At 71.1% G+C, this 22,548-nt stretch carries 22 protein-coding genes and 3 pseudogenes; 19 read left to right on the top strand and 6 right to left on the bottom strand.

Annotated features, from left to right (window positions below; translation table 11 throughout):
• Window positions 1-104 precede the first annotated feature (104 nt).
• The gene (gene holA, locus KBX50_RS09705) at window positions 105-1,085 is read left to right on the top strand and encodes a DNA polymerase III subunit delta (protein ID WP_210936442.1); all 981 of its coding nucleotides are present in this window, start codon (window positions 105-107) and stop codon (window positions 1,083-1,085) included.
• Window positions 1,082-1,639: a hypothetical protein gene (locus tag KBX50_RS09700; RefSeq protein ID WP_307870901.1), complete on the top strand. Its 558-nt coding sequence runs from the start codon at window positions 1,082-1,084 to the stop codon at window positions 1,637-1,639. Before holA ends, KBX50_RS09700 begins: the two co-directional genes overlap by 4 nt.
• A gap of 101 nt (window positions 1,640-1,740) precedes the next feature.
• Here the strand turns inward: KBX50_RS09700 and rpsT are convergent, their stop codons facing one another.
• Together rpsT and KBX50_RS09690 are read right to left on the bottom strand one after the other, a co-directional pair.
• Window positions 1,741-2,007: a 30S ribosomal protein S20 gene (rpsT, locus tag KBX50_RS09695; RefSeq protein WP_093407538.1), complete on the bottom strand. Its 267-nt coding sequence runs from the start codon at window positions 2,005-2,007 to the stop codon at window positions 1,741-1,743.
• Window positions 2,008-2,239: 232 nt separating this feature from the next.
• Complete coding sequence (locus tag KBX50_RS09690) at window positions 2,240-3,220, bottom strand: phosphotransferase (protein ID WP_307870900.1); 981 nt, start codon at window positions 3,218-3,220, stop codon at window positions 2,240-2,242.
• Window positions 3,221-3,307: 87 nt separating this feature from the next.
• Here KBX50_RS09690 and KBX50_RS09685 point away from each other — a divergent pair, with 87 nt between their 5' ends.
• The 4 genes from KBX50_RS09685 to KBX50_RS09670 all read left to right on the top strand — a co-directional run bounded on the left by KBX50_RS09685 (window position 3,308) and on the right by KBX50_RS09670 (window position 7,077).
• Window positions 3,308-3,841, top strand: coding sequence for a DUF4240 domain-containing protein (locus tag KBX50_RS09685; protein ID WP_210936438.1), 534 nt, complete (start codon window positions 3,308-3,310; stop codon window positions 3,839-3,841).
• 94 nt (window positions 3,842-3,935) lie between these two features.
• A complete protein-coding gene (lepA, locus tag KBX50_RS09680; protein ID WP_210936437.1) occupies window positions 3,936-5,810 on the top strand; it encodes a translation elongation factor 4 in 1,875 nt (624 codons plus the stop codon).
• Window positions 5,811-6,006: 196 nt separating this feature from the next.
• Window positions 6,007-6,294 (top strand): GlsB/YeaQ/YmgE family stress response membrane protein, encoded by a 288-nt coding sequence (locus KBX50_RS09675; protein WP_164449407.1) that lies wholly within the window; start codon window positions 6,007-6,009, stop codon window positions 6,292-6,294.
• Between the two features lie 138 nt (window positions 6,295-6,432).
• Window positions 6,433-7,077 (top strand): MOSC domain-containing protein, encoded by a 645-nt coding sequence (locus KBX50_RS09670; RefSeq protein WP_210936436.1) that lies wholly within the window; start codon window positions 6,433-6,435, stop codon window positions 7,075-7,077.
• Window positions 7,078-7,164: 87 nt separating this feature from the next.
• On the opposite strand, the gene KBX50_RS09665 is transcribed toward KBX50_RS09670, so the two are convergent.
• The 3 genes from KBX50_RS09665 to KBX50_RS09655 all read right to left on the bottom strand — a co-directional run bounded on the left by KBX50_RS09665 (window position 7,165) and on the right by KBX50_RS09655 (window position 10,143).
• Window positions 7,165-8,070, bottom strand: a complete 906-nt coding sequence (locus tag KBX50_RS09665; RefSeq protein WP_307870899.1) for a phytanoyl-CoA dioxygenase family protein — start codon at window positions 8,068-8,070, stop codon at window positions 7,165-7,167.
• 233 nt (window positions 8,071-8,303) lie between these two features.
• Complete coding sequence (locus KBX50_RS09660) at window positions 8,304-9,236, bottom strand: hypothetical protein (protein WP_210936645.1); 933 nt, start codon at window positions 9,234-9,236, stop codon at window positions 8,304-8,306.
• Between the two features lie 118 nt (window positions 9,237-9,354).
• Complete coding sequence (locus KBX50_RS09655; RefSeq protein ID WP_210936434.1) at window positions 9,355-10,143, bottom strand: enoyl-CoA hydratase-related protein; 789 nt, start codon at window positions 10,141-10,143, stop codon at window positions 9,355-9,357.
• Between the two features lie 20 nt (window positions 10,144-10,163).
• Here KBX50_RS09655 and hemW point away from each other — a divergent pair, with 20 nt between their 5' ends.
• Complete coding sequence (gene hemW / locus KBX50_RS09650) at window positions 10,164-11,387, top strand: radical SAM family heme chaperone HemW (RefSeq protein WP_210936433.1); 1,224 nt, start codon at window positions 10,164-10,166, stop codon at window positions 11,385-11,387.
• A gap of 27 nt (window positions 11,388-11,414) precedes the next feature.
• Here hemW and KBX50_RS09645 read toward each other — a convergent pair whose 3' ends face one another.
• The gene (locus KBX50_RS09645) at window positions 11,415-11,990 is read right to left on the bottom strand and encodes a DUF4870 domain-containing protein (protein ID WP_210936432.1); all 576 of its coding nucleotides are present in this window, start codon (window positions 11,988-11,990) and stop codon (window positions 11,415-11,417) included.
• Window positions 11,991-12,200: 210 nt separating this feature from the next.
• Between KBX50_RS09645 and hrcA the strand changes: the two genes are divergently transcribed.
• The 12 genes and pseudogenes from hrcA to era all read left to right on the top strand — a co-directional run bounded on the left by hrcA (window position 12,201) and on the right by era (window position 22,444).
• Window positions 12,201-13,223 carry a heat-inducible transcriptional repressor HrcA gene (gene hrcA / locus KBX50_RS09640; RefSeq protein ID WP_210936430.1) on the top strand — a complete coding sequence of 341 codons (1,023 nt, stop codon included), beginning with the start codon at window positions 12,201-12,203 and terminating at the stop codon, window positions 13,221-13,223.
• A gap of 73 nt (window positions 13,224-13,296) precedes the next feature.
• Entirely contained in the window at window positions 13,297-14,442 is a 1,146-nt protein-coding gene (dnaJ, locus tag KBX50_RS09635) for a molecular chaperone DnaJ (protein WP_093407519.1), read from the top strand.
• Between the two features lies 1 nt (window position 14,443).
• Window positions 14,444-15,178 (top strand): 16S rRNA (uracil(1498)-N(3))-methyltransferase, encoded by a 735-nt coding sequence (locus tag KBX50_RS09630; RefSeq protein WP_210936428.1) that lies wholly within the window; start codon window positions 14,444-14,446, stop codon window positions 15,176-15,178.
• A gap of 45 nt (window positions 15,179-15,223) precedes the next feature.
• Window positions 15,224-15,583: a histidine triad nucleotide-binding protein gene (locus tag KBX50_RS09625; protein ID WP_210936426.1), complete on the top strand. Its 360-nt coding sequence runs from the start codon at window positions 15,224-15,226 to the stop codon at window positions 15,581-15,583.
• The gene (locus KBX50_RS09620) at window positions 15,580-16,968 is read left to right on the top strand and encodes a serine hydrolase (RefSeq protein ID WP_210936424.1); all 1,389 of its coding nucleotides are present in this window, start codon (window positions 15,580-15,582) and stop codon (window positions 16,966-16,968) included. The genes KBX50_RS09625 and KBX50_RS09620 overlap by 4 nt, the downstream gene beginning before the upstream one ends.
• A gap of 183 nt (window positions 16,969-17,151) precedes the next feature.
• Window positions 17,152-17,898 (top strand): annotated as a pseudogene (locus KBX50_RS32730) (PhoH family protein); the annotation flags it as partial.
• Between the two features lie 42 nt (window positions 17,899-17,940).
• Window positions 17,941-18,648: pseudogene (locus KBX50_RS32725) on the top strand (LAGLIDADG family homing endonuclease); the annotation flags it as partial.
• Between the two features lie 270 nt (window positions 18,649-18,918).
• A pseudogene (locus KBX50_RS32720) lies at window positions 18,919-19,275 on the top strand (PhoH family protein); the annotation flags it as partial.
• A gap of 15 nt (window positions 19,276-19,290) precedes the next feature.
• Window positions 19,291-19,764, top strand: coding sequence for an rRNA maturation RNase YbeY (gene ybeY, locus KBX50_RS09610; RefSeq protein ID WP_210936420.1), 474 nt, complete (start codon window positions 19,291-19,293; stop codon window positions 19,762-19,764).
• Window positions 19,764-21,146 (top strand): hemolysin family protein, encoded by a 1,383-nt coding sequence (locus tag KBX50_RS09605; protein ID WP_374224592.1) that lies wholly within the window; start codon window positions 19,764-19,766, stop codon window positions 21,144-21,146. Before ybeY ends, KBX50_RS09605 begins: the two co-directional genes overlap by 1 nt.
• Window positions 21,139-21,516 (top strand): cytidine deaminase, encoded by a 378-nt coding sequence (locus KBX50_RS09600; protein WP_210936418.1) that lies wholly within the window; start codon window positions 21,139-21,141, stop codon window positions 21,514-21,516. The genes KBX50_RS09605 and KBX50_RS09600 overlap by 8 nt, the downstream gene beginning before the upstream one ends.
• Before the next feature lie 31 nt (window positions 21,517-21,547).
• Complete coding sequence (gene era / locus KBX50_RS09595) at window positions 21,548-22,444, top strand: GTPase Era (protein ID WP_210936415.1); 897 nt, start codon at window positions 21,548-21,550, stop codon at window positions 22,442-22,444.
• Window positions 22,445-22,548 lie beyond the last annotated feature (104 nt).

Genomic DNA, 22,548 nt, shown 5'->3' with positions numbered 1-22,548 from the left:
GCCAAAAGCGAAAGATAAGGGGTATGTCTGGATTTGCGCTGAGTGCGGGGTCTGCCGGCAGAGTAATGACGAGCAGGCTGGACCGACCGGCCACGCGTGCGAATATGGGCGGCGTGACCGCCGCCAGTGCCGCTCCTATTGTGCTCGTCCTCGGCGACGAGGAGCTGCTCGCCACGCGCGCGGTGTCCGAAACCGTTGCCGCCGCCCGCGCCGTCGACCCCGCCGTTGACGTGCGCGAATACCAGGCCAGTCAGCTCACCGTCGGTGAGATCGACGAGATGCTCAGCCCGTCGCTGTTCGGCGGGCGTCGCGTGCTGGTGCTCCGGTCCGGTCAGGACGCCCGCAAGGACCTGGTCGCCGCCCTGTTGGCGTACGCGAAGAACCCCGACCCGGAGGTGCAGCTCGTGGTGGCGCACCTCGGGGGCGCCAAGGGCAAGGCGTTCGCCGACGGCCTGAAGTCGGCCGGTGCCCGGGTCGTGACCGCCGCGAAGCTCAAGGGGCACCGCGACCGGGTGTCCTTCGTCCGCGACGAGATCCGCCGGGCCGGCGGACGGTGCACGGACGACGCCGCCGAGGCGCTGATCGCCGCGGTCGGCAACGACCTGCGCGAACTCGCGGCAGCCTGCTCCCAACTGATCGCCGACACCGACGGCCGGATCGGCGCCGACACGGTGGCGCGCTACTACCGGGGCCGGGTGGAGGTCAGCGGGTTCACGGTGGCTGACGCCACGATGGTCGGTGATCTCCCGGGTGCCCTGGAAGCATTGCGCTGGGCCTTGCACGTGGGGGTGGATCCGGTGCCGATCGCCGACGCCCTCGCCGACGGCATCCGTACGGTCGCCCGGGTCGCCTCGGCCGGCCGGGGCAGCCCGTACCAACTCGCCAGCAGCCTCGGCATGCCGCCGTGGAAGGTCGAACGGGCCCAACGGCAGGCCCGGGGCTGGACCCCCGACGGGCTGGTCCTGGCGATGCGAGCGGCGGCCGAGTGCAACGCGGCGGTCAAGGGCGGCTCCGACGACCGGGCGTACGCGCTGGAGAAGGCGGTCTTCTCGGTGGCGGCCGCCCGGCAGGGCGGCGCCAGGTGAGCGGAGCCCTCCGTGGCTCGTGGGCCACGATCCCGGCCGACGAGGAGCGGTACCGGCCGTTCTACGCGCGGGTGCTCGGCCTGCGGTTCGTCAATCCGGGTGGGGTGCTCTGCTTCATCTTCTTCGAGGGGGCGATCGCGCTGGCGGCGCTGCTCGCGCTCGCCGAGTTGGTGACCTGGTGGGCGGTGCTCGTGCTGCCCGCCACGGTGGCCGTGATGGTCAAGCTCAACGACCTGGTGGCCGCCGCGGTGGTGCGCTCCGCCGCGGCCGTACCCGAGCAGGAGCGTGACCGGTTCCGCCAGCAGATGGAGCCGGTGGTCGGGCGGGCCCGGGTCGACTGGCTGCGGCACAGCGTGCCCGGCGTCGTGGTGCAGTCCGAGCCGGCTGAGGTGGCCGGCCCCGGCGCGGCGCGGCCGACACCGCTCGCCGCCGACGGCCGGCCCGACCGAGGCCTGGACGGTACGGGCTCGGGTGCCCCGGCGGCGGGGCGCGGCGGGGAGGCGGCGGAGCGGGATGTCGGGTCTCGGCCGGAAACCACCGAACCCGGGTCCTGATCAGGGCGCGCGGCCGGACCGGATGGATCAACGCCGGGCGGATGGACGTGCGGAAGCCCCGAGGCACCGCCTCGGGGCTTCCGTCAGGTCTGGGCGCTGGCTCAGGAAGCGAGCGACGCGACGCGCTTGGCGATCGCGGACTTGCGGTTCGCGGCCTGGTTGCCGTGGATGACGCCCTTGCTGACCGCCTTGTCCAGCTTGCGCGAGGCGTCCTGCATGAGGGCGGCGGCCTTCTCGACGTCACCGGCCTCAGCGGCCTCGTGGAACTTGCGGATGGCGGTCTTCAGCGACGACTTGACCGACTTGTTACGCAGCCGGCGCTTCTCGTTCTGCCGGTTGCGCTTGATCTGGGACTTGATGTTCGCCACGCGACAGCCTCGTCTTGATAGCTCGGGTTGGTCAGCTTGTGCGCGCGACGAGCATGCGTCATCGCTGCGCGAAGAGCCAGGTTACCAGGTCCGGTTCGGGCGGGCCAAAACGGCACCCGCCCCACCCGCCATCCGCCCTGGTTGATCATGAGGTTAGCGGCAATCGTTGATCTTCAAACTGCCGCCAACCTCATGATCAACGGTGTGGGTGCGGGCGGCGGGTGGGGCGTGGTCAGGTCCAGGCGCGGCGGTGGGAGAGCCAGGCGAGAGCCTGCTCGCCGGTCCACCGTTGGTGCGTCGGCAGGTGGGTGGAGGCGGTCGGTGGCGCCGACGTCGAGGCGGTGAGGTGGTAGCCGGCCAGGGCGGCCAGCGTGACGTCCAACGCGTCCTCGGGCGCGCCGGCCGCAGCCGGGTGGGCGGCGAAGAGGGAATCGACGTCCAGCCCGTCGGCGTACCCGGTGATCAGCAGGGTGACCAGGTCGAACCAGGCCGGCCCCTGGCACAGCCACGACCAGTCGCAGAACCAGGCCGCACCGGCGGTGTCGATCAGCACGTTGTCGACCCGCAGGTCGCCGTGGGTCAGCCCGGTCGAAGCGGCGGCGTACCCGGGCAGGCGTGACTCCAGCGCGACCAGTTCGGCCAGCCGTCCCCGCGCCGGGGCGGGCAACGGTGGCACCGGCTCCCGGCCGGCGGCGACCTCGCCCCACCAGAGGATGTCGTCGCGGGCCAGGTCGCTGAGGCGGGGCAGGCCGAGGGCGGTCAACTCGGCCGGTGGATCGGCGAGCGCCTCGGCGACGTCGGCGAAGGCGGTGAGGGTGGCGCTCAGTTCGACCTGCGCCCAGGGCAGCCGAGGGGTGTGACCGTCGATGGCGTCGAGGCCCAGGACATACCAGCCCGCCTCCCACAGCGTCCAGTGCGGGCGGGGCACCGGCAATCCGGCCGGCAGCCGGTTGAGGATCGCGGCCTCCCGGGCGTACCAGTCGACCAGGTGTGGCTGCTCGGCCTGGGGCGCGGCCTTGACGAACGCGCGATGCCCGTCGGCGGTGCGCAGCAGCGCGGCGAAACCCCGGGTGAAGCCGGCACCGGCGGTCGTGGCCTGGACCACCGGGGCGCCCAGCCGGGTGGCCACTGCGGCCCGCAGCCGCGCCGGCAGGACCGACCACTCGGGCCGCTGCGCGGTCGCGTGGTACTCGGGCGGGGAGGCGGAACTCACCCGACCATGCTGCCCGGTGGCCGGTCGGGCGGCGACCTCCGGCGCGGATCCGGGCACCCGGGGTGGCGTCTGCCAGACTGCCGGACCATGAGGACCGACGACTTCTGGCAGTTGATCGACCGCGCCCGCACCGGCGGGGGAGAGCCGGACGCCATCGCCGCCCGGGCCGTCGCGCTGCTCGCCGCCCGCGCCCCCGAGGAGATCGTCGGGTACGCCCACCATCAGCAACGGGTCCTCGGCGCGTCCTACCGGGTCGACCTGTGGGGTGCCGCGTACCTGATCAACGGTGGCGCCTCTGACGACGGGTTCGAGTACTTCCGGGGTTGGCTGATGACCCAGGGACGGGAGGTGTTCGCCCGGGCGGTCGCTGATCCGGACTCGCTGGCCGAGCTGCCGCAGATCCGGTCCGCCTCGTTGAGCGGCGAGGAGTTCGAGTGCGCGGACATGCTCGCGGTGCCGTGGGACGCGTACCGCAGGGCCACCGCGACCGACCTGCCGGGGGAGCGTACGGCGACACCGCAGCCCGACCTGAACGACTTCTGGGACTTCGACGACGAGGAGGAGGCCCGTCGCCGACTGCCCCGGCTCGCCACCCTCTTCGTCGAGCCGCCGCAGGAGTGACGGACGCCCGGCCGATGCCCGCCGGGGACATGGGAGCATAGAGGGGGCCGGCACGTGCCGGCCCGCTCACGTCAGCCGACCAGAACGGACCGCTGTGCCACCGACGCTCGATCCCGGCGCGAACGCTCCTGGTGCCACCGACCCGGGGCGGATCAGGAACTTCTGCATCATCGCCCACATCGACCACGGAAAGTCGACCCTGGCCGACCGGATGTTGCAGCTCACCGGCGTGGTCGACCCGCGGCAGATGCGCGCGCAGTACCTCGACCGGATGGACATCGAGCGCGAGCGTGGCATCACCATCAAGAGCCAGGCGGTCCGGATGCCGTGGACCATCGCCGAGGGCGAGCGGGCCGGTGAGCAGGCCGTGCTCAACATGATCGACACGCCTGGCCACGTCGACTTCACCTACGAGGTGTCGCGGTCGTTGGCGGCCTGCGAGGGCGCGATCCTGCTGGTCGACGCGGCCCAGGGCATCGAGGCGCAGACGCTGGCCAACCTCTACCTCGCGCTTGAGAACGACCTGCACATCATCCCGGTGCTCAACAAGATCGACCTGCCGGCGGCCCAGCCGGAGAAGTACGCCGAGGAACTGGCTCACCTGATCGGGGGCGACCCGGCGGACTGCATCAGGGTCTCCGGCAAGACCGGTGAGGGTGTGCCGTACCTGCTCGACGAGATCGTCCGGCAGTTCACCCCGCCGGTCGGCGACGCCGACGCCCCGGCGCGCGCCATGATCTTCGACTCGGTGTACGACGTCTACCGGGGCGTGGTCACCTACGTCCGGGTGATCGACGGCCACATCAGCGCCCGGGACCGGATCAAGATGATGTCCACCGGGGCGGTGCACGAGCTGCTGGAGATCGGGGTCATCTCGCCGGAGATGGTGAAGGCCGAGGCGCTCGGCGTCGGCGAGGTCGGCTATCTGATCACCGGGGTCAAGGATGTCCGCCAGTCCCGGGTCGGTGACACCGTCACCATCAACAACCGCCCGGCCACCGAAGCTCTCGGTGGCTACAAGGACCCGAAGCCGATGGTGTACTCGGGCCTCTACCCGATCGACGGGTCGGACTACCCGGCGCTGCGCGACGCGCTGGACAAGCTCAAGCTCAACGACGCGGCGCTGACCTACGAGCCGGAGACCTCGGGTGCCCTCGGCTTCGGGTTCCGCTGCGGCTTCCTCGGCCTGCTGCACCTGGAGATCATCGGGGAGCGGCTGGAGCGGGAGTTCAACCTGGACCTGATCTCGACCGCGCCGAACGTGGTCTACCGGGCCATCCAGGAGGACGGCCAGGAGGTCGTGGTCACCAACCCCAGCGAGTACCCGACCGGCAAGATCGCCGAGGTGTACGAGCCGACGGTGCGGGCCACCGTGCTGACCCCCAACGACTACGTCGGTGCGGTGATGGAGCTGTGCCAGGGCCGGCGGGGCAATCTGCTCGGCATGGACTACCTCTCCGCCGACCGGGTGGAACTGCGCTACACGCTGCCCCTGGCTGAGATCATCTTCGACTTCTTCGACCAGCTCAAGAGCCGTACCAAGGGCTACGCCTCGCTGGACTACGAGCCCACCGACGAGCAGGCGTCCGATCTGGTGAAGGTCGACATCCTGCTGCATGGCGAGCCGGTGGACGCGTTCAGCGCCATCGTGCACAAGGACAAGGCGTACGCCTACGGCACCACCATCGCGGCGAAGCTGCGCAACCTCATCCCGCGCCAGCAGTTCGAGGTGCCGATCCAGGCAGCCATCGGCAGCCGGGTGATCGCCCGGGAGACGATCCGCGCCATCCGTAAGGACGTGCTCGCCAAGTGCTACGGCGGTGACATCAGCCGTAAGCGCAAGCTGCTGGAGAAGCAGAAGGAGGGCAAGAAGCGGATGAAGATGGTGGGCCGGGTGGAGGTCCCGCAGGAGGCGTTCATCGCCGCGCTCTCCTCCGACTCCGACGGCAAGGCGAGCGGAAAGAAGTAAGCGGAAAGAAGTAAGCGCATCCGTCCCGACGGGCGCTCGGCCACCCGGCCGGGCGCCCGTCCGCGTGACGCGGTCTTTCGGGATGGTCGCGACCTCTCGGCCAGAAAAGCCGGTTTGGGATCTTCGCTCGTCGGGCATTAGGCGGTCACGACAGGAACACCACAAACGTTGAACGTCTTTGTGAAGGAGAGCGACCATGGAGCTCACCGTCTGGGGCATCATCACCGCCCTGATCGTTGGTCTGATCGTCGGTGCGCTTGGCCGACTGGTGGTGCCGGGCCGTCAGAACATGCCGATCTGGCTGCACATGCTCATCGGTGTCGGTGCGGCGCTGCTCGGCACCGTGATCGCCCGTGCGTCCGGCTTCGCCGAGACCGCCGGTATCGACTGGCGGGAGCTGCTGCTCCAGGTGCTGCTGGCCGCCGTGGCGGTGGCGCTGGTCGCCGGTGTGGGCCGCAACCGCCGGGGTGTCACCCATCGGTAACAGCTGAACCGTCGAAAGGCGCCCGACCGTCGAGGTCGGGCGCCTTTCGCATGCGTACGCCCAACGTGGTGCCCGGGCCGGGACCGACCTGACCAGCGCGGGCGGTGGTGGCCGTAGCCGCTCCCGTAGGATGTGATCATGACGGGCAGGGTGGCATCGGTGAACGTCGGCATCGTGACCGAGGCGGAGTGGGCCGGTGACGCGAGCGGGCGCAGCGGCATCGACAAGCGGCCGGCGGAGGCTCCGGTGTTCTTCCGCATCGACGGGGTGGCTGGCGACTTCATCGGCGAACGGTCCCACCACGGTGGTCCGGACAAGGCCGTCTACGCGTATGCGGGGGAGGACGCGGCCTGGTGGGAGGCGGACCTCGGGCGCGCCATCCGCCCGGGCGGCTTCGGCGAGAACCTCACCACGCACGCGGTCGACGTCACCGGCGCCGTGATCGGCGAGCAGTGGGCCGTCGGCGAGGTGTTGCTCCAGGTGACCACGCCGCGTAGCCCGTGCACCACCTTTGCCGGCTTCTGGGGCGTACCGGATCTGATCAAGCGGTTCACCGCCCGTGCGACGCCCGGCGCGTACCTGCGGGTGATGCGGGAGGGCGCGGTGGGCGTCGGCGACCCGATCGAGATCGTGCACCGGCCGGCCCACGGGGTGACCCTCGGCGAGGTGTTCCGGGCGCTCACCCTGGAACCGGCGCTGCTGCCCCGGTTGTTGGCCGCCGACGACCTGCCCGAGCCGATTCGCGAGAAGGCGCGTCGCCGGCTGGGCGAGCCGGCCGGCTGACGGGCCGGCAGGTCCTCTCAAGCAGACGCGAACAGGCCCCGTGGGCCACGTCCAGGCGTGGCCACGGGGCCTGTCGTCACGCTTTGGTCAGCGGAGCCAGGGGATGCTGCGGTTGAGCAGACCGCGCTGCTTGAGCTCCTTGCGCAGCGGGATCTCGTCGTCGATGTAGCCGTCCCAGTTGATGCCCCAGTAGTTGGCCGTGTGGGTGCCCTCCCCGAGCAGCTGACGCTGCACCGGCGTGCGGTTGCGGTACCACTCGCCGTCCTTGTCGGGGTGCAGCTCGTCGAGCGGGCGGATCCACCGGTAGGTGTAACCGACGAACAGCATCTTGCGGGTGATGTTCGACAGGTTCGTCGACCGGGAGTGCCACTGGCGGCGGTCGAAGATGAAGGCGTCACCCGGCTTGGCGGTGATCTCGACGGTGCCCTCGGGATCCGGGTTGTGCACGCTCAGATCCGCCGGGCGCGGCAGCGAGTTCCACAGGTGGCTGCCGGGGATCACCTTCGTCGCGCCCCGTCCCTTCTCCGACAGGTCGGAGAGCACGTAGGCGACCTTCAGCGAGAACATCGGCCGGGGCAGGTTCGGGTCCATCGTCTCCGGGTCGGAGTTCTGCCGGTACCCGTCCTGGTGCCAACCCCAGTACGGCTTCTCGGGCTCCAACGCCGGCGGCGTGACGTCGAGGTGGTTGTGGTGGGTGTAGATGTTCCAGCCGGCCAGGCCCCACATGTAGGGGAACGCGATCGGGTGGGTGAGCAGCTCGCCGAAGAGCTCGTCACGCTCAAGGAAGCCCAGCAGGTGCAGGGTGCCGTCCTTGGTGGTGTTGCCCTTGGCCTTCTCCTCCTCGTACACCCGGTCGACCGCGGCCTCGAGAGCGGCCCGGTGATCCTCGGTCAGGACGTTGCGCAGCAGGAGAAAGCCCTGCTCGTGGAACTCCTTGCGGTCGACGTCACTGATCGGTTCGTAGCCGGTCCGGTCGCCGTAGTCGAACGCCACGTAGTACCCCTCCCCAAGAGGTGAAACCATTTCTGGCACAGGCCGCCGATCGTAACGCGCGTCCAGGCGACTCGGGGGGCACCCTGCGACCTTTCCACAGGTACGGCGACTGAAGGCGGTTGGACGACTACCCCATGTCACGCAACGTGGCGAGACGCGGCCTTACATACCGAAATGCCGGATCTTGCGGTGACTGCGGGTAAGGGCGGTCGCTCTAAGGAGATCGGGGCCGATCAGACGTCGGCGTGGACCTCGGCGAGGACCTCCGTGTCACCCCGGTCGCTGTCCGGCAGGCGCTTCCAGTCGCCGCGCTTGGCGGTCCACTCCCGGCCGTCGTAGGTCACCCGCTTCACCCCGTGCTCCTTCGCGTGGGAGACCAGCCAGTGCGTGTACCGCCAGCCCGCCCGCACGCCCTCGGCGGAGGGCGATTCGTTGATCCCCACCTTCAGCAGGGTCGGGTTGCCGGAGCTGTCGACGGCAGAGGTGAAGTAACTCCTGCCCACCTGCCGGTCGTCGTTGCCGGTGAAGGCCCGCAGGCCCCAGTCGAGCGCCAGCCCCTCGGTCAGCGCGGCGATGGCGGCGGCGCCGCGCATCACCGGATCGCCGCCCACCGCGCAGGTGACCGCCGTGGTGGCGTGACCGAGCAGCGCCCGGGTGAGCACCTGCGACTCGTCGGCCCACTTCTCGTACGCCTCGGGGAAGGCCGAGCGCTGGACCTTCTGTGCGGCGTCGGTGACCCGCATGTCCTCCCAGCCGCGCACCTTCTTCAACGCCGCGTAGAACTTCCCCGCCGCGTACCGGGGGTCGCGGATCTGTTTCGGTGTGCCCCAACCCTGGCTCGGTCGCTGCTGGAACAGCCCCACGGAGTCGCGGTCGCCACCGGTCAGGTTGCGCAACCCGGACTCCTGGTACGCGGTGGCCAGCGCCACCACCACCGCCCGCTCCGGCATCTCGCGTTGCACGCCGATCGCCGCGATGGTCGCCGCGTTCGCCATCTGCTGCGAGTCGAGCGTCACCTCGCCGTCGGCCTGCACCGTGCAGGCCCGGCCGGCCAGCGGCAGCCGTAGCCCCTCACCGGCCTGCCTCAGCACCACGATCGTCCCGATCGCGGCGATCAGGACGAGGACCACGAATCCCGTCGCGAAAGCCCGAGTCCGCACCCGCACCTCCTGTGTCAAGGTCCGCCAAGCGTACGTCCCTCATCGACCTGTTCGGGTCGTCCGACCGGTTCCCACCTCCTGCGGCACCTACGCGCAACGCGAGGTTCCCCGTCCCGGCCGTACCTCACCCACCGAGTTCCGCCACCCAGCGCGGCGGCCGCTTCTCCCGGAACGCGGTGACCCCCTCGACCCCGTCGGCCGACAGGAAGTAGCCGGTGGACAGCTCGGCCAGCTCGGCCAGGTCGGCGCGCAGGTCGACGGCGGCCGGGCGGCGCAGCAGTCGCTTCGCGCCGGCCAACGCCGCCGGGGCGCCGCGTACCAGCGAGTCGCAGTACCGCCGCACCACGGCATCCAGCTCCGCGGCCGGCACCGCGGCGGTGACCAGGCCGATCTCGGCGGCCCGCCGGCCGTCGAAGGGGTCGCCGGTCAGGTACAGCTCGGCTGCCGCCCGGGTGGTCAGGCGGGGCAGCACCGTCGCGGAGATCACCGCGGGGATCACCCCGATCCGCACCTCGGTGAAGGCGAACGTGGCCTCGGCCGCGCAGACCGCCAGGTCGGCTGCCGCGATCAGGCCCAGGCCGCCGGCCCGGGCGGGGCCGGCGACTCTCGCCAGCACCGGCTTCGGGCACTCCCAGACCGCCGCGAGCACGTCACTCAGCATCCCGGCGGGCACCGTGCCGCTGGCGTACGCCGCCGCGGTCTCCTTCAGGTCGGCGCCGGAGCAGAAGACCGGCCCGGTGTGGTCGAGCACGATCACCCGGACCGCGTCGTCGGCGACCGCGGCGGCCAGCCCGGCCAGCAGTTCGGTCATCAGCGGCGTGGAGAGCGCGTTGCGGTTGTGCGGACTGTCCAGGGTGAGCGTGGTCACCCCGTGGGCCGTGGCGACCCGCACGAACGCGTCGGGAGAGGTCATGCCAGGGCACACTAGTGGCCATGCCCGGCGTCCTTCCAGCAGGCGAGCCCGTCCCCGCCGACGGGTCGCTGCCCGCGTCCGCCCGTGCGTCCGTAGGCGTCCGGGGTTTCGGGGTCTACGTGCACGTGCCTTTCTGTGCGAGTCGCTGCGGTTACTGCGACTTCAACACGTACACCGCCGACGAACTGGGCGGCGGCGCGAGCCGGGAGGGCTACGCCGACGCCGTGCTGGCGGAACTGGCGCTCGCCGCCCGGGTGCTGGACGACACCCCACCGGCCCGGGTGGAGACGGTCTTCGTCGGCGGCGGCACCCCCACCCTGCTGCCCGCCGACGACCTGGCCCGCATCCTGGACGCCATCGACCGGACCTGGGGGCTGGCCACCGACGCGGAGGTGACCACCGAGGCCAACCCCGAGTCGGTCACGCCCACCTCGCTGAAGGAGTTGCGCGCGGCCGGGTACACCCGGATCTCGCTGGGCATGCAGTCGGCCGCGCCCGGGGTGCTCGCCGTGCTCGACCGCCGGCACCACGCCGGCCGGGCCACCGCCGCCGCGATGGAAGCGCGCGACGCCGGCTTCGACCACGTCAATCTCGACCTGATCTACGGAACGCCGGGGGAGCGGGCCGAGGACTTCGCCGCCTCGCTGGACCAGGTGGTCGCCGCCGGCGTGGACCATGTCAGCGCGTACGCCCTGATCGTCGAGGACGGCACCCGGCTGGCCTCCCGGATGCGCCGTGGCGAGCTGCCGTACCCGGACGAGGACGTCGCCGCGGACCGTTACCTGGCCGCGGAGTCCGCCCTCGGCGCGGCCGGTTTCTCCTGGTACGAGGTCTCCAACTGGGCCCGCACGCCAGCCGCGCGCTGCCGGCACAACCTGCTCTACTGGACCGGCGGGAACTGGTGGGGCCTCGGGCCGGGGGCGCACAGCCACGTCGGCGGGGTGCGCTGGTGGAACGTCAAGCATCCCGCCGCGTACGCGCAACGCCTCGCCGCCGGGGCGTCACCCGGGCAGGCCCGGGAGGTGCTCACCGGCGACGAGGCGCACATGGAGGACGTCATGCTCCGGTTGCGGCTGGCCTCCGGCCTGCCGCTGGACGTGCTGACCGACGCGGGACGGGCGGGCGCGGCGCGGGCGCTGGCCGAGGGGCTGCTCGCCGAGCCGGCCCACGCCGCCGGCCGCGCCGTGCTCACCCTGCGCGGCCGGTTGCTCGCCGACGCCGTGGTCCGCGACCTGTTGCCCTGACCCCCGTCATCCGGCCGGCCCGCGCGGTCAGCGCTTCACGAACGCGTAGCTCATCGGATACTGGTAGAGCACCCCGTCGTTGGCCTTGACCCCGCCGATGATGCCGAAGATCACCGGCACGATCCCGGCGATGATCGGCGCGAAGAACAGGATGCCGCAGGTGATCGTGGCGAGCACCCAGCTCAGCACGCCGACGATGGCCCAGGTGAGCTGGAAGTTCAGCGCGGCCACGGAGTGGGCCCGGGCGATCGGGGACTGCTGCCCGCGGGTCATCATCGCGATCAGCGGCGCCACCCAGCCGAAGAGCCCGCCACCGACGACCACGCCGAGCGGGCCGCCGAAGTGGGCGATCAGGACCCAGGTCTTGTCCTCGTTGTTGGCGTAGCCACCGCCGGGAGCGCCGTAACCGCCGGTCGGGTAGCCGACACCGGGGGCTCCGGGTGGGGGAGGGTAACCGCCGGGCGGCTGGTCGCCGGTGGGAGGTGGATAGCCGCCGGGCGGGGGATAACCGCCGGGCGGGGGATAGCCGCCCTGGCCTGGCGAACCGGACAGTGGTGTCGTGGGTTCGTCGCCGGAGTCCGGGGGACGAGGTGGTTCAGTCATGGAGGTCACGGTAGGTGCCAGCGGCAACGGCGCACCAGAGCGACACCGGCGAGTGTCAACCCGCCGATCGGTTCGATGACGGGCCGGCCGACTTGATCATCGCGCCGAGGGGGACGCCGACGTAGACTGGCACTCGCTACAGTCGAGTGCCAGAGTGTTCCTCTGGTGGCCGTGACGCTGGGGGCTGACCTGCGACAGGAGGTGGCAAGGATGGGTCTGGACGACCGGAAGCTCGCCGTGCTCCGGGCGATCGTCGAGGACTACGTCGCCACCCAGGAGCCGGTCGGCAGCAAGTCGCTTGTCGAGCGGCACCAACTCGGTGTCTCGCCGGCCACGGTCCGCAACGACATGGCCGTGCTTGAGGACGAGGGCTACATCCGTCAACCGCACACCAGCGCGGGGCGGGTGCCCACCGACCGTGGCTACCGACTCTTCGTCGATCGATTGAGCCGGGTCAAGCCGCTCAGCCCGGCCGAACGCCGGGCGATCGAGCGCTTCCTGGCCGGCGCCGTCGATCTCGACGATGTGGTGCACCGCACGGTTCGGCTGCTGGCACAGCTGACCCGGCAGGTCGCCGTCGTGCAGTACCCGAGCCTGGCCCGGTCCCGGGTGCGTCACCTGGAACTGGTGCCGATCTCCACCACCCGGCTGATGCTGGTGATGATCGCCGACACCGGTCGGGTCGAGCAGCGGCTGGTCGAACTGCCCGCACCGGTCCCCGCCGACGACGTGCTGGATCTGCGCCGGCTGGTCAACGAGAAGCTGGTAGGTGTCCGCCTGTCGGAGACCCCGCCGCTGGTGCAGGCCCTCATCGACGACTCCGTGCCGCACCTGCGCCCGGCGATGACCACGCTGTCCACGGTGCTGCTGGAGACGCTCGTCGAACGGCACGAGGAGCGGCTCGCCCTGGCCGGCACCGCCAACCTCGCCCGGGGCGGTCTGCTCGACTTCCAGGGCTCGTTGCGTCCCATCCTCGAAGCACTTGAGGAGGAGGTCGTGCTACTCAAGCTCATCGGCGAGGTGGAGCCGAGCACGCTGCGGGTACGTATCGGCGACGAGAACGAGATCGACAACCTACGGGCGGCTTCCGTGGTCAGCACCGGGTACGGCCCGGGCGCGACCATCGTCGGGGGGATGGGCGTGCTGGGACCGACCCGGATGGACTACCCCGGAACCATCGCCACGGTGAGGGCCGTGGCACGCTACGTGGGCGAGCTGCTGGCCCAGAACTGACCAGTCAGGGCCGACGGCAGGCTGCCGCCGCCGAACGGCGTAACTCGAGACGAACACGAGGACACGGAACGCAGTGGCCAGGGACTACTACGGCATTCTCGGCGTGAGCAAGGGTGCCTCCGATGACGAGATCAAGCGCGCCTACCGCAAGCTGGCGCGCCAATTCCATCCGGACGTGAATCCGGATCCGGAGGCACAGGAGAAGTTCAAGGACATCAACGCCGCGTACGAGGTCCTCTCGGACGATCGGAAACGGCAGATCGTCGACCTGGGCGGGGACCCGCTGGCACCCGGCGGAGGCGGGCCCGGCGGTCCGGGTGGCCCCGGCGGGGCCGGCCCCTTCGTCGGCTTCCAGGACATCATGGACGCCTTCTTCGGCGGCGCCACGGGCGCCGGGCGAGGCCCGCGTCCGCGTACCCGCCCCGGCGCCGACGCGATCCTGCGCCTGGAGCTGGACCTCCAGGAGACCGCCTTCGGCGTCGAGGCGCCGATCACCGTCGACACCGCCGTGCTCTGCACCACCTGCTCCGGTGCCGGCACCGCCGCCGGCACCCACCTGGCCACCTGCGAGGCGTGCGGTGGCCGGGGCGAGGTGCAGTCGGTGCAGCGCACCTTCCTCGGGCAGGTGGTCTCCGCTCGGCCGTGCACGGTCTGCCAGGGCTACGGCACCACCATCCCGAGCCCCTGCCCGACCTGCGCCGGCGACGGCCGGGTACGCACCCGCCGATCGCTGACCGTCAAGATCCCCGCCGGGGTGGAGGACGGTATGCGGATCCGCCTCGCCCAGCAGGGCGAGGTCGGCCCGGGCGGCGGCACCGCCGGGGACCTCTACGTGGAGATCCACGAACGGCCACACGACGTCTTCTCCCGTAAGGGCGACGACCTGCACTGCCGGGTCACCGTGCCGATGACCGCCGCCGCACTCGGCACCCGGCTGACCATCAAGGCGCTCGACAGCGAGGAACCGGTCGACGTCAAGCCGGGTACCCAGCCGGGCAGCACCCTGCGGCTGCGGGCCCGCGGCGTACCGCACCTGCGCGGCGCCGGGCGGGGCGACCTCTACGTCCACCTGGACGTGCGTACCCCGACCAAGCTCGACGCCGACCAGGAACGGATGCTGCGCGACTTCGCCAAGACCCGCGGCGAGGAGGTCGCCGAGCTGACCAAGCAGGGTGGCTTCTTCTCCCGGATGCGCGACGCCTTCAACGGCCACGCCTGACGTGTCCGCCCCGCTGTTCCTCGTCGAGTCGCTGCCGACCGCCGCCTCGATGGTGCTGGACGGGCCCGAGGGCCACCACGCGGCCACCGTGCAACGGCTACGCGTCGGCGAGCAGGTGCTGCTCGCCGACGGGCGGGGCGGCACAGCCACCGCCGTGGTCACCGCCGTCGGCCGGGGCACCCTCGACCTCGACGTGACCGACCGGGGGTACGTCGACGCGGCGAACCCGCGGCTGGTGGTGGTCCAGGGCATCGCCAAGGGCGACCGGGGTGAGCTTGCCGTGCAGGCGATGACCGAGGCGGGCGTGGACGAGCTGGTCCCGTGGGCGGCGGGCCGCTCGGTGGTGCAGTGGCGCGGCGACCGGGGCGTACGGGCCCGCAGCCGGTGGGTCGCCACCGCCCGGGAGGCGACGAAGCAGGCCCGGCGGGCGTGGCTGCCGGTGGTGGCGGGAGCGCCCGACGAGAGCACCGCATCGGTGACCCGCCGGATCGCCGGGGCGGCGGCCGGGTACGTGCTGCACGAGGCGGCGACCGACCGGCTGACCACCGTCGAGCTGCCCGAACACGGCGAGATCGTGCTGGTGGTGGGGCCGGAGGGCGGCATCACCCCGGACGAGTTGTCGGCCTTCCAGGAAGCCGGCGCCCGACCGGTACGGCTCGGTACCTCGGTGCTGCGCACCTCCACCGCGGGCGTGGCCGCCCTGGCGGTCCTCGCCACCCGCCTGCTGCGCTGGTGAGCGTCGCGCGGGCGTCGCCGAGGAACCCTTCCTTACACTGCCCGGATGGGAAGCGACTGTCTGTTCTGCCGCATCGTCGCCGGAGAAATTCCGGCCACCGTGGTCCGCGAGACGCCCACCACGCTCGCCTTCCGCGACATCGACCCGAAGGCACCGGTGCACGTGCTGGTCGTACCGAAGGAGCACTACGCCGACGTGGCCACGCTCGGCCAGGGTGACCCGGCGCTGGCCGGCGAGGTGCTGGCCACCGCCGCCGCGGTGGCCGAGGACGAGGGCCTGCTCGGCGACGGGTTCCGGCTGATGTTCAACACCGGGGCGTACGGCGGCCAGGAGGTCTTCCACGTGCACGCCCACGTGCTCGGCGGCGCCCCGCTCGGCCCGATGCTGGCACGGAGACTCGGATGACCTCCGCCGCCGGCCCCACCTCCGCCGCCGGTCGCCTGGACCGGATGGTGCGCCAGGTCCAGGCGCAGGCCCGGGTGCCGGCGGTCTCGGCAGCGGTGCACCGCGCCGACCGGCCGCTGTGGACGTGCACCGCCGGCGGCACCGGAAACGACACGGCCCTGGACGAGCAGACCCGGTTCCGGATCGGCTCGGTGACCAAGACGTTCACCGCCGTGCTGGTCATGCAGTGCCGCGACGACGGGCTGCTCGACCTCGACGACCCGCTGCGGCGGCACCTCGACCTGCCGGCGCACGGTGAGCTGACCGTACGCCGGCTGCTGTCGCACACCGCCGGCCTGCAACGGGAACCGTACGGCGACGTCTGGGACACCCTGCGCGCACCGGACACCGACCAGCTGATCACCGAGCTGGACCGGGCCGAGCGGGTGCTGCCGGCCGGCCGCCGCTACCACTACTCGAATCTCGGCATGGCGCTGCTCGGTCACCTGGTCGGGAAGGTACGCGGCGGCACCTGGGCGGAGGTGCTGACCGAGCGGGTGCTGACCCCGCTCGGGCTGACCGCCACCACAACCACCCCGGGCCCGCGCGCCGCGACCGGGTTCCTGGTCGACGCGTACTCCGACGAGGCGCATCCGGAGCCGCCCACCGACTTCGGCGCGGTGAGCCCCGCCGCGCAGCTGTGGAGCACGGCCACCGACATGGCCCGGTGGGCCGCCTTCCTGGCCGACCCGGCGGCGTTGGACGCGGCGGGTCGGGTGCTCGCCCCGGCCACCCTGGACGAGATGCGCTGGCCGGTGACGGTCACCGATGAGGCGGTCTGGGCCGGCGGCTTCGGTCTCGGTCTGATCCTGGTACCTCAGGGGGAGCGGGTGGTGCACGTCGGGCACGACGGGGCGATGCCGGGCTTCCTCGCCGGGGCGTACGGCCGCCGGGGCGGCGAGGACACCCCGGGGGCGTTCGGCGCCGCCGTGCTGGGCTCCTCCGGCACCGCCGTCGAGCTGCTGGAGTTGCCGCACCGGCTGCTCGCCGCCGCGGTCGAGCACGATCCGGCAGACATCGACCCGTGGCGTCCCGGTGAGCCGGCGCCGCCGGACGTGCGCGGACTGCTCGGCCGCTGGTGGGGCGAGGGCTTCGAGTACGTCTTCTCGTGGCACGAGGGGGCCCTGCGGGCCCGTGGCGCCGGTGACCCGCCGGGGAAGCCGCCGGCGGTGTTCGCTCCGGCACCGGAGCAGCCGGACGTGTTCCGTACCGTCTCCGGCCGGGAGAACGGTGAGCTGCTCCGGCTGACCCGGGACTCCGCCGGCGTGGTGGTCCGGATGCACTGGGCGACCTACCGGTTCACCCGCCGCCAGGAGACCTTCGACGGTTTCGACTTCCGTGTCTGACCGGGCGGTTCATCGGGGTGGAATGCCCTGCTCTGTCCGGTCGTGCCGGAGCGTCACAGCGGCGGAAATGGGCAGCGTGTCCCCGCCGTTGAACCGATACGATGGTGGTAACGTCCGCACGCCGTGCCACGGGCCCGGCACCGAGATCGAGAGCAGGTGGCGCAGGGCCCTCGGGCCCGACCTATGACCGGCACCCCACCTCCCGGCCCGCCCCGGGTCCAGACCAGGATCACGGTCCCCGACTCGAAGATCATGGTCAACCTGCTCGGCGCGGGCGACGAGATCCTGCGACTGGTCGAGCGCTCGGTGAACAGTGACGTGCACGTGCGTGGCAACGAGATCACCATCACCGGCGCTCCCGCCGACAACGCCCTCGCCGAGCGGCTCTTCAGCGAGCTGCTCGAACTCATCGAGAAAGGCGAGACCCTGACCACAGATGCCGTCCGGCGTACCGTCGGCATGCTCGAACAGGGTGGCACGGAACGGCCCGCCGAGGTCCTGACCCTCAACATCCTCTCCCGGCGCGGGCGCACCATCCGTCCCAAGACACTGGGACAGAAGCGCTACGTCGACGCGATCGACGGGCACACGATCGTCTTCGGCATCGGCCCGGCGGGTACCGGCAAGACCTACCTCGCCATGGCCAAGGCGGTGCAGTCGTTGCAGGCCAAGCAGATCAACCGGATCATCCTGACCCGGCCGGCGGTCGAGGCGGGGGAGCGGCTCGGTTTCCTGCCCGGCACGCTCAACGAGAAGATCGACCCCTACCTGCGCCCGCTCTACGACGCGCTGCACGACATGCTCGACCCGGAGACCATCCCGAAGCTGATGGCCGCCGGCACGATCGAGGTCGCCCCCCTGGCATACATGAGGGGTCGGGCGCAGCCGTACGACGCCCGCGTACTGACGCCGGAAGGCTTCAAGCGGTTCGGCTCACTCCAGGTTGGCGACCTGGTGATCGGCTCGAACGGCATGCCGACCCCGGTGATCGGGATCTACCCGCAAGGGCCCAAGCAGGTCTACCGGGTGACCACGCAGGACGGGGCCTCCACCCTGTGCTGCGGTGAGCACCTCTGGACCGTGGCCACCCCCGAGGACAAGCGGCGTGGTCGCCGACGCACGCTGGAGACCCAGGAGATGATCGGGCAGGAGCGGCGGGGTTACATCCGCCGTTACGAACTGCCGGTTGTGGCTCCGGTGCAGTTGGAGCCGCAGGACGTTCCGCTCGATCCGTACGTCCTCGGCCTGCTGCTCGGTGACGGGTCGATCTCGTGCCGGACGACGCCGGGATTCACCACCGCGGACCCCGAGCTCGCCCGGGCGATCGAGGACAACCTGGTCGACGTTGAGCTGCACCGCAAGAGCGAATACGACTATGTGCTCCGGCACACCAAGGGTCACCGCGGCGGGGTGATCGTCGCGAACCCGGTGACGGTCGCGCTCCGCGAGTTGGGGCTGGCCGGGACGAAGTCGGGCACCAGGTTCGTGCCTTCCGGATATCTCCAGAACAGCGTCGATGTCCGACTGGCCGTCCTGCAGGGGCTGCTCGACACCGACGGCGGACCGGTCGTCGAGGCGGGACGTACCTGCCGGGTGCAGTACTCGACGACCTCTCCCCGTCTCCGCGACGATGTCGTGTACCTGGTCCAGTCGCTCGGCGGCGTCGCAACGTGGCGCGTTCGAGTGGCTGAGGGCCGTACGCCTGGCCTGGCGAACGGTCGTCCGGTCGGCTACCGGTCGGACGCCTACGTCGTGGAGATCCGGCTGCCGGAGGGCGTACCGCCGTTTCGGCTTGCGCCTAAGCGCCAGCGGTACGAGGAGTGCGGTGGCGGCCGGCCGATGCGTTTCATCGACTCGATCGTCCCCGCCGGTGTCCAGGAGACGATGTGCATCCAGGTGGCGGCGGAGGATTCGCTGTATGTCACCGATGACTTCCTGGTCACGCACAACACGCTCAATGACGCGTTCATCATTCTCGACGAGGCGCAGAACACCACGCCCGAGCAGATGAAGATGTTCCTCACCCGGCTCGGCTTCGGCTCCAAGATCGTGGTGACCGGCGACGTCACCCAGGTCGACCTGCCCGGTGGGACGACCAGCGGGCTGCGGGTCGTCCGGGACATCCTGGCCGGGGTCGAGGACGTGCACTTCGCGCAGTTGTCCAGCGCCGACGTGGTACGTCACCGGTTGGTGGGAGAGATCGTCGACGCGTACGCGCGGTGGGACGCCGAGAACCAGCAGGCGCAGGGCGTGCACGCGGTGTCCGGGCGCAGCGCCCAGGGCAACCGCGGCGGCCGGCGCCGCTAGACCGAGGGAAGACAGTTGTCCATCGAGATCGCGAACGAGTCCGGTGCCGAGGTCGACACCGACGCCGTGCTCGCCGTCGCCCGGCACGCGCTCGACGAGATGGGAGTCAATCCACTCGCCGAGCTGTCCGTGTTGCTTGTCGACGTCGACTACATGACCGAGCTGAACCATCGGTGGATGGGCGGCGACGGTCCGACCGACGTGCTGGCTTTTCCCATGGACGAGGGCAGCGTCGACCACGGGCCGGGTGAGACCGCCGCCGCCGGTGGTGAGCCCGCACTGCTCGGCGACATCGTGCTCTGCCCGGAGGTGGCGGCGAAGCAGGCGGCCACCGCCGGGCACCGCACCGCCGACGAGTTGCACCTGCTCACCGTGCACGGTGTCCTGCACCTGCTCGGTTACGACCACGCGGAGCCGGAGGAGGAGCGGGAGATGTTCGGGCTCCAGGCCCGGTTGCTGGCGAGCTGGCGGTCGGCCCGCTCCCGGTGATGGACACTCCGCTGGCCGCGGCCGCCACCGGCCTACCCGACCTGCAACTACTCGTGTTCGCTGCCGGGCTGGTGGTGCTTGCCGGCCTGATCGCGATGACCGAGGCGGCCCTTGCCGCGGTCTCTCCGGCCCGCGCGGCCGAGTTGGCCCGCGAGGGGATCCGAGGTGCCCGTACCCTTCAGACGGTCGCCGGTGACGTGGTCCGGCACCTCAATCTTCTGCTGTTGCTCCGGCTGCTCGCCGAGCTGACCGCCACCACGCTGGTGGCGCTGGTGGCGGTGGACACCTTCGGCGCGGGCTGGCGGGCGGCGCTGGTCACCGCCGGGGCGATGACCGTGGTCAGTTTCGTCGTGGTCGGCGTGGGCCCGCGCACCCTCGGCCGGCAGCACGCGTACGCGGTGGGCCGCTCGGCCGCGCCGCTGGTGCGCTGGCTGGGCCGGGTGCTCAACCCGTTGGCGTCCCTGCTGATTCTGATCGGTAACGCGGTGACCCCGGGTCGTGGGTTCCGGGAGGGGCCGTTCGCCACTCAGGTCGAGTTGCGTGAGCTGGTCGACCTCGCCGAGCAGCGGGGCGTGGTTGAGCACGGCGAGCGGCAGATGATCCATTCGGTCTTCGCTCTCGGTGACACCATCGCCCGTGAGGTGATGGTGCCGCGTACCGAGATGGTGTGGATCGAGTCGGGCAAGAACCTCTCCCAGGCGCTCGCGCTGTTTCTGCGCTCCGGCTTCTCCAGGATTCCGGTGATCGGTGAGAGCGTCGACGACGTGCTCGGCATCCTCTATCTCAAGGACCTGATCCGGCGTACCCAGGGTGGGGCCGTCGAGGACCGTCAGCTACCGGTGGCCGAGCTGATGCGGCCGGCGACCTTCGTGCCCGAGTCCAAGCCCGTGGACGATCTGCTGTCGGAGATGCAGGCCGCCCGCAACCACCTGGTCATCGTGGTGGACGAGTACGGTGGCACCGGCGGCCTGGTCACCATCGAGGACATTCTCGAGGAGATCGTCGGAGAGATCACCGACGAGTACGACGTCGAGCGCCCACCGGTCGAGCAGTTGCCCGACGGCGCGGTGCGGGTCACCGCCCGGCTGCCGGTCGAGGATCTCGGCGAGCTGTTCGACACCGAGCTGCCGCACGACGAGGTGGAGACCGTGGGTGGTCTGCTCGCCCAGGCCCTGGGTCGGGTGCCGATTCCGGGCGCGCGGGTCGAGGTGGCTGGCCTGCGGCTGGTCGCCGAGGGCACCACCGGTCGACGCAACCGGATCGACACGGTGCTGGTGCGCCGGGTCGAGCCGACCGACCCGAAGGACGCTGCGGGCGGCCCGCCGACCGCGTCCCGTTCCGACACCGACCAATCCGAGGAGAGGCAGCCCGCCGATGCCTGAGTCACCCGCCGTACCGGCCGTCCGGTCCACCGGCTCCGAATTGAGCGCCGAGGACGGCAAGCTGGTCATCCTCGCCCGGGGTGCCCGAGGCCGGGTGGGTGCCGTGGAGGGTGCCGCGGTGCGGGATCAGGACGGCCGGACGTACGCGGCGGCCAGCGTGTCGCTGCCCTCGCTGACCATCACCGCGCTGCAACTGGCGGTCGCCTCGGCGACTGCCGCGGGTGCCACCCGGTTGGAGGCCGCCGTGGTGGTGACCGAGGCGTCCACGCTGGACGGTGCCGGTTACGCGGCCGTGCGTGACCTGGCCGCCGACGCGCCGGTGCACCTGGCCGGGCCGGATGGCACGGTGCTCGGCACGGTGACCGAATGAGCGAGCGTAGCGGGCGTAGCGGAGCGGCGTCATGAGCGAACGGAGCGAGCGTTCCTACCGGGCGGGTTTCGCGTGTTTCGTCGGGCGGCCGAACGCCGGCAAGTCCACGTTGACCAATGCCATCGTCGGGCAGAAGATCGCGATCACGTCGAACAAGCCGCAGACCACCCGGCACGTCATCCGGGCGGTGCTGCACCGGCCGGAGTCGCAGCTCGTGCTGGTCGACACTCCGGGCCTGCATCGCCCCCGCACCCTGCTGGGTGAGCGGCTCAACGATCTGGTGCGGCAGACCTGGAGCGAGGTCGACGTGATCGGTCTCTGCATCCCGGCCGACGAGCCGATCGGCCGTGGCGACCGGTTCATCACCGGGGAGTTGGCCGAGCTGAAGGCGACCGTGCTGGCGGTGGTCACCAAGACCGACCTGGTCGATCGCAAGCGGCTGGCCGAGCAGTTGCTCGCCGTCAGTGAGCTGGGGGATTTCGCGGAGGTCGTGCCGGTCAGCGCGGTCTCCGGGCACCAGGTGGACACCCTGGTCGAGGTGATGACGCGTTATCTCCCCGAGTCGCCGCAGCTGTACCCGGACGACATGCTCACCGACGACCCGGAGCAGGTGCTGGTGGCGGAGCTGATCCGGGAGGCCGCGCTGGAGGGTGTGCGGGACGAGTTGCCGCACTCCATCGCCGTGGTGGTGGAGGAGATGATTCCGGAGGGCCGGCTCACGAAGATCTACGCCGACGTGTACGTGGAGCGGCCCAGCCAGAAGGCGATCGTCATCGGGCATCGGGGCGCTCGGCTCAAGGGTGTCGGCACCGCCGCCCGGCGGCAGATCGAGGAGCTGCTGGGCACGAAGGTCTACCTCGATCTGCACGTACGGGTGGCCAAGGACTGGCAGCGCGACCCCAAACAGTTGCGCAAGCTCGGGTTCTGAGCCGGTCCGGCGGGCCGGTGAAATCGGGCGACCGGCACCGGATCGTCTGATCGGGGCCGGTCAGGCATATGGGAAGTTTCACTAACGCAGTGGGTCTCTGACCG

This window comes from Micromonospora sp. C51, from assembly GCF_018070435.1.
Classification (GTDB): domain Bacteria; phylum Actinomycetota; class Actinomycetes; order Mycobacteriales; family Micromonosporaceae; genus Micromonospora; species Micromonospora sediminimaris.
This window is presented reverse-complemented; position numbering and strand designations above follow the sequence as displayed.

Bases quoted from the DNA above. Each gene is read 5' to 3' on its own strand.
- hemW (WP_210936433.1), top strand. From the start codon at position 10,164: ATGCCCGGCGTCCTTCCAGCAGGCGAGCCCGTCCCCGCCGACGGGTCG.
- KBX50_RS09600 (WP_210936418.1), top strand. From the start codon at position 21,139: ATGCCTGAGTCACCCGCCGTACCGGCCGTCCGGTCCACCGGCTCCGAA.
- KBX50_RS09670 (WP_210936436.1), top strand. From the start codon at position 6,433: ATGACGGGCAGGGTGGCATCGGTGAACGTCGGCATCGTGACCGAGGCG.
- KBX50_RS09620 (WP_210936424.1), top strand. From the start codon at position 15,580: ATGACCTCCGCCGCCGGCCCCACCTCCGCCGCCGGTCGCCTGGACCGG.
- hrcA (WP_210936430.1), top strand. From the start codon at position 12,201: ATGGGTCTGGACGACCGGAAGCTCGCCGTGCTCCGGGCGATCGTCGAG.
- KBX50_RS09605 (WP_374224592.1), top strand. From the start codon at position 19,764: ATGGACACTCCGCTGGCCGCGGCCGCCACCGGCCTACCCGACCTGCAA.
- KBX50_RS09675 (WP_164449407.1), top strand. From the start codon at position 6,007: ATGGAGCTCACCGTCTGGGGCATCATCACCGCCCTGATCGTTGGTCTG.
- holA (WP_210936442.1), top strand. From the start codon at position 105: ATGGGCGGCGTGACCGCCGCCAGTGCCGCTCCTATTGTGCTCGTCCTC.
- KBX50_RS09645 (WP_210936432.1), bottom strand. From the start codon at position 11,990: ATGACTGAACCACCTCGTCCCCCGGACTCCGGCGACGAACCCACGACA.
- KBX50_RS09625 (WP_210936426.1), top strand. From the start codon at position 15,224: ATGGGAAGCGACTGTCTGTTCTGCCGCATCGTCGCCGGAGAAATTCCG.
- KBX50_RS09655 (WP_210936434.1), bottom strand. From the start codon at position 10,143: ATGACCTCTCCCGACGCGTTCGTGCGGGTCGCCACGGCCCACGGGGTG.
- era (WP_210936415.1), top strand. From the start codon at position 21,548: ATGAGCGAACGGAGCGAGCGTTCCTACCGGGCGGGTTTCGCGTGTTTC.
- KBX50_RS09685 (WP_210936438.1), top strand. From the start codon at position 3,308: ATGAGGACCGACGACTTCTGGCAGTTGATCGACCGCGCCCGCACCGGC.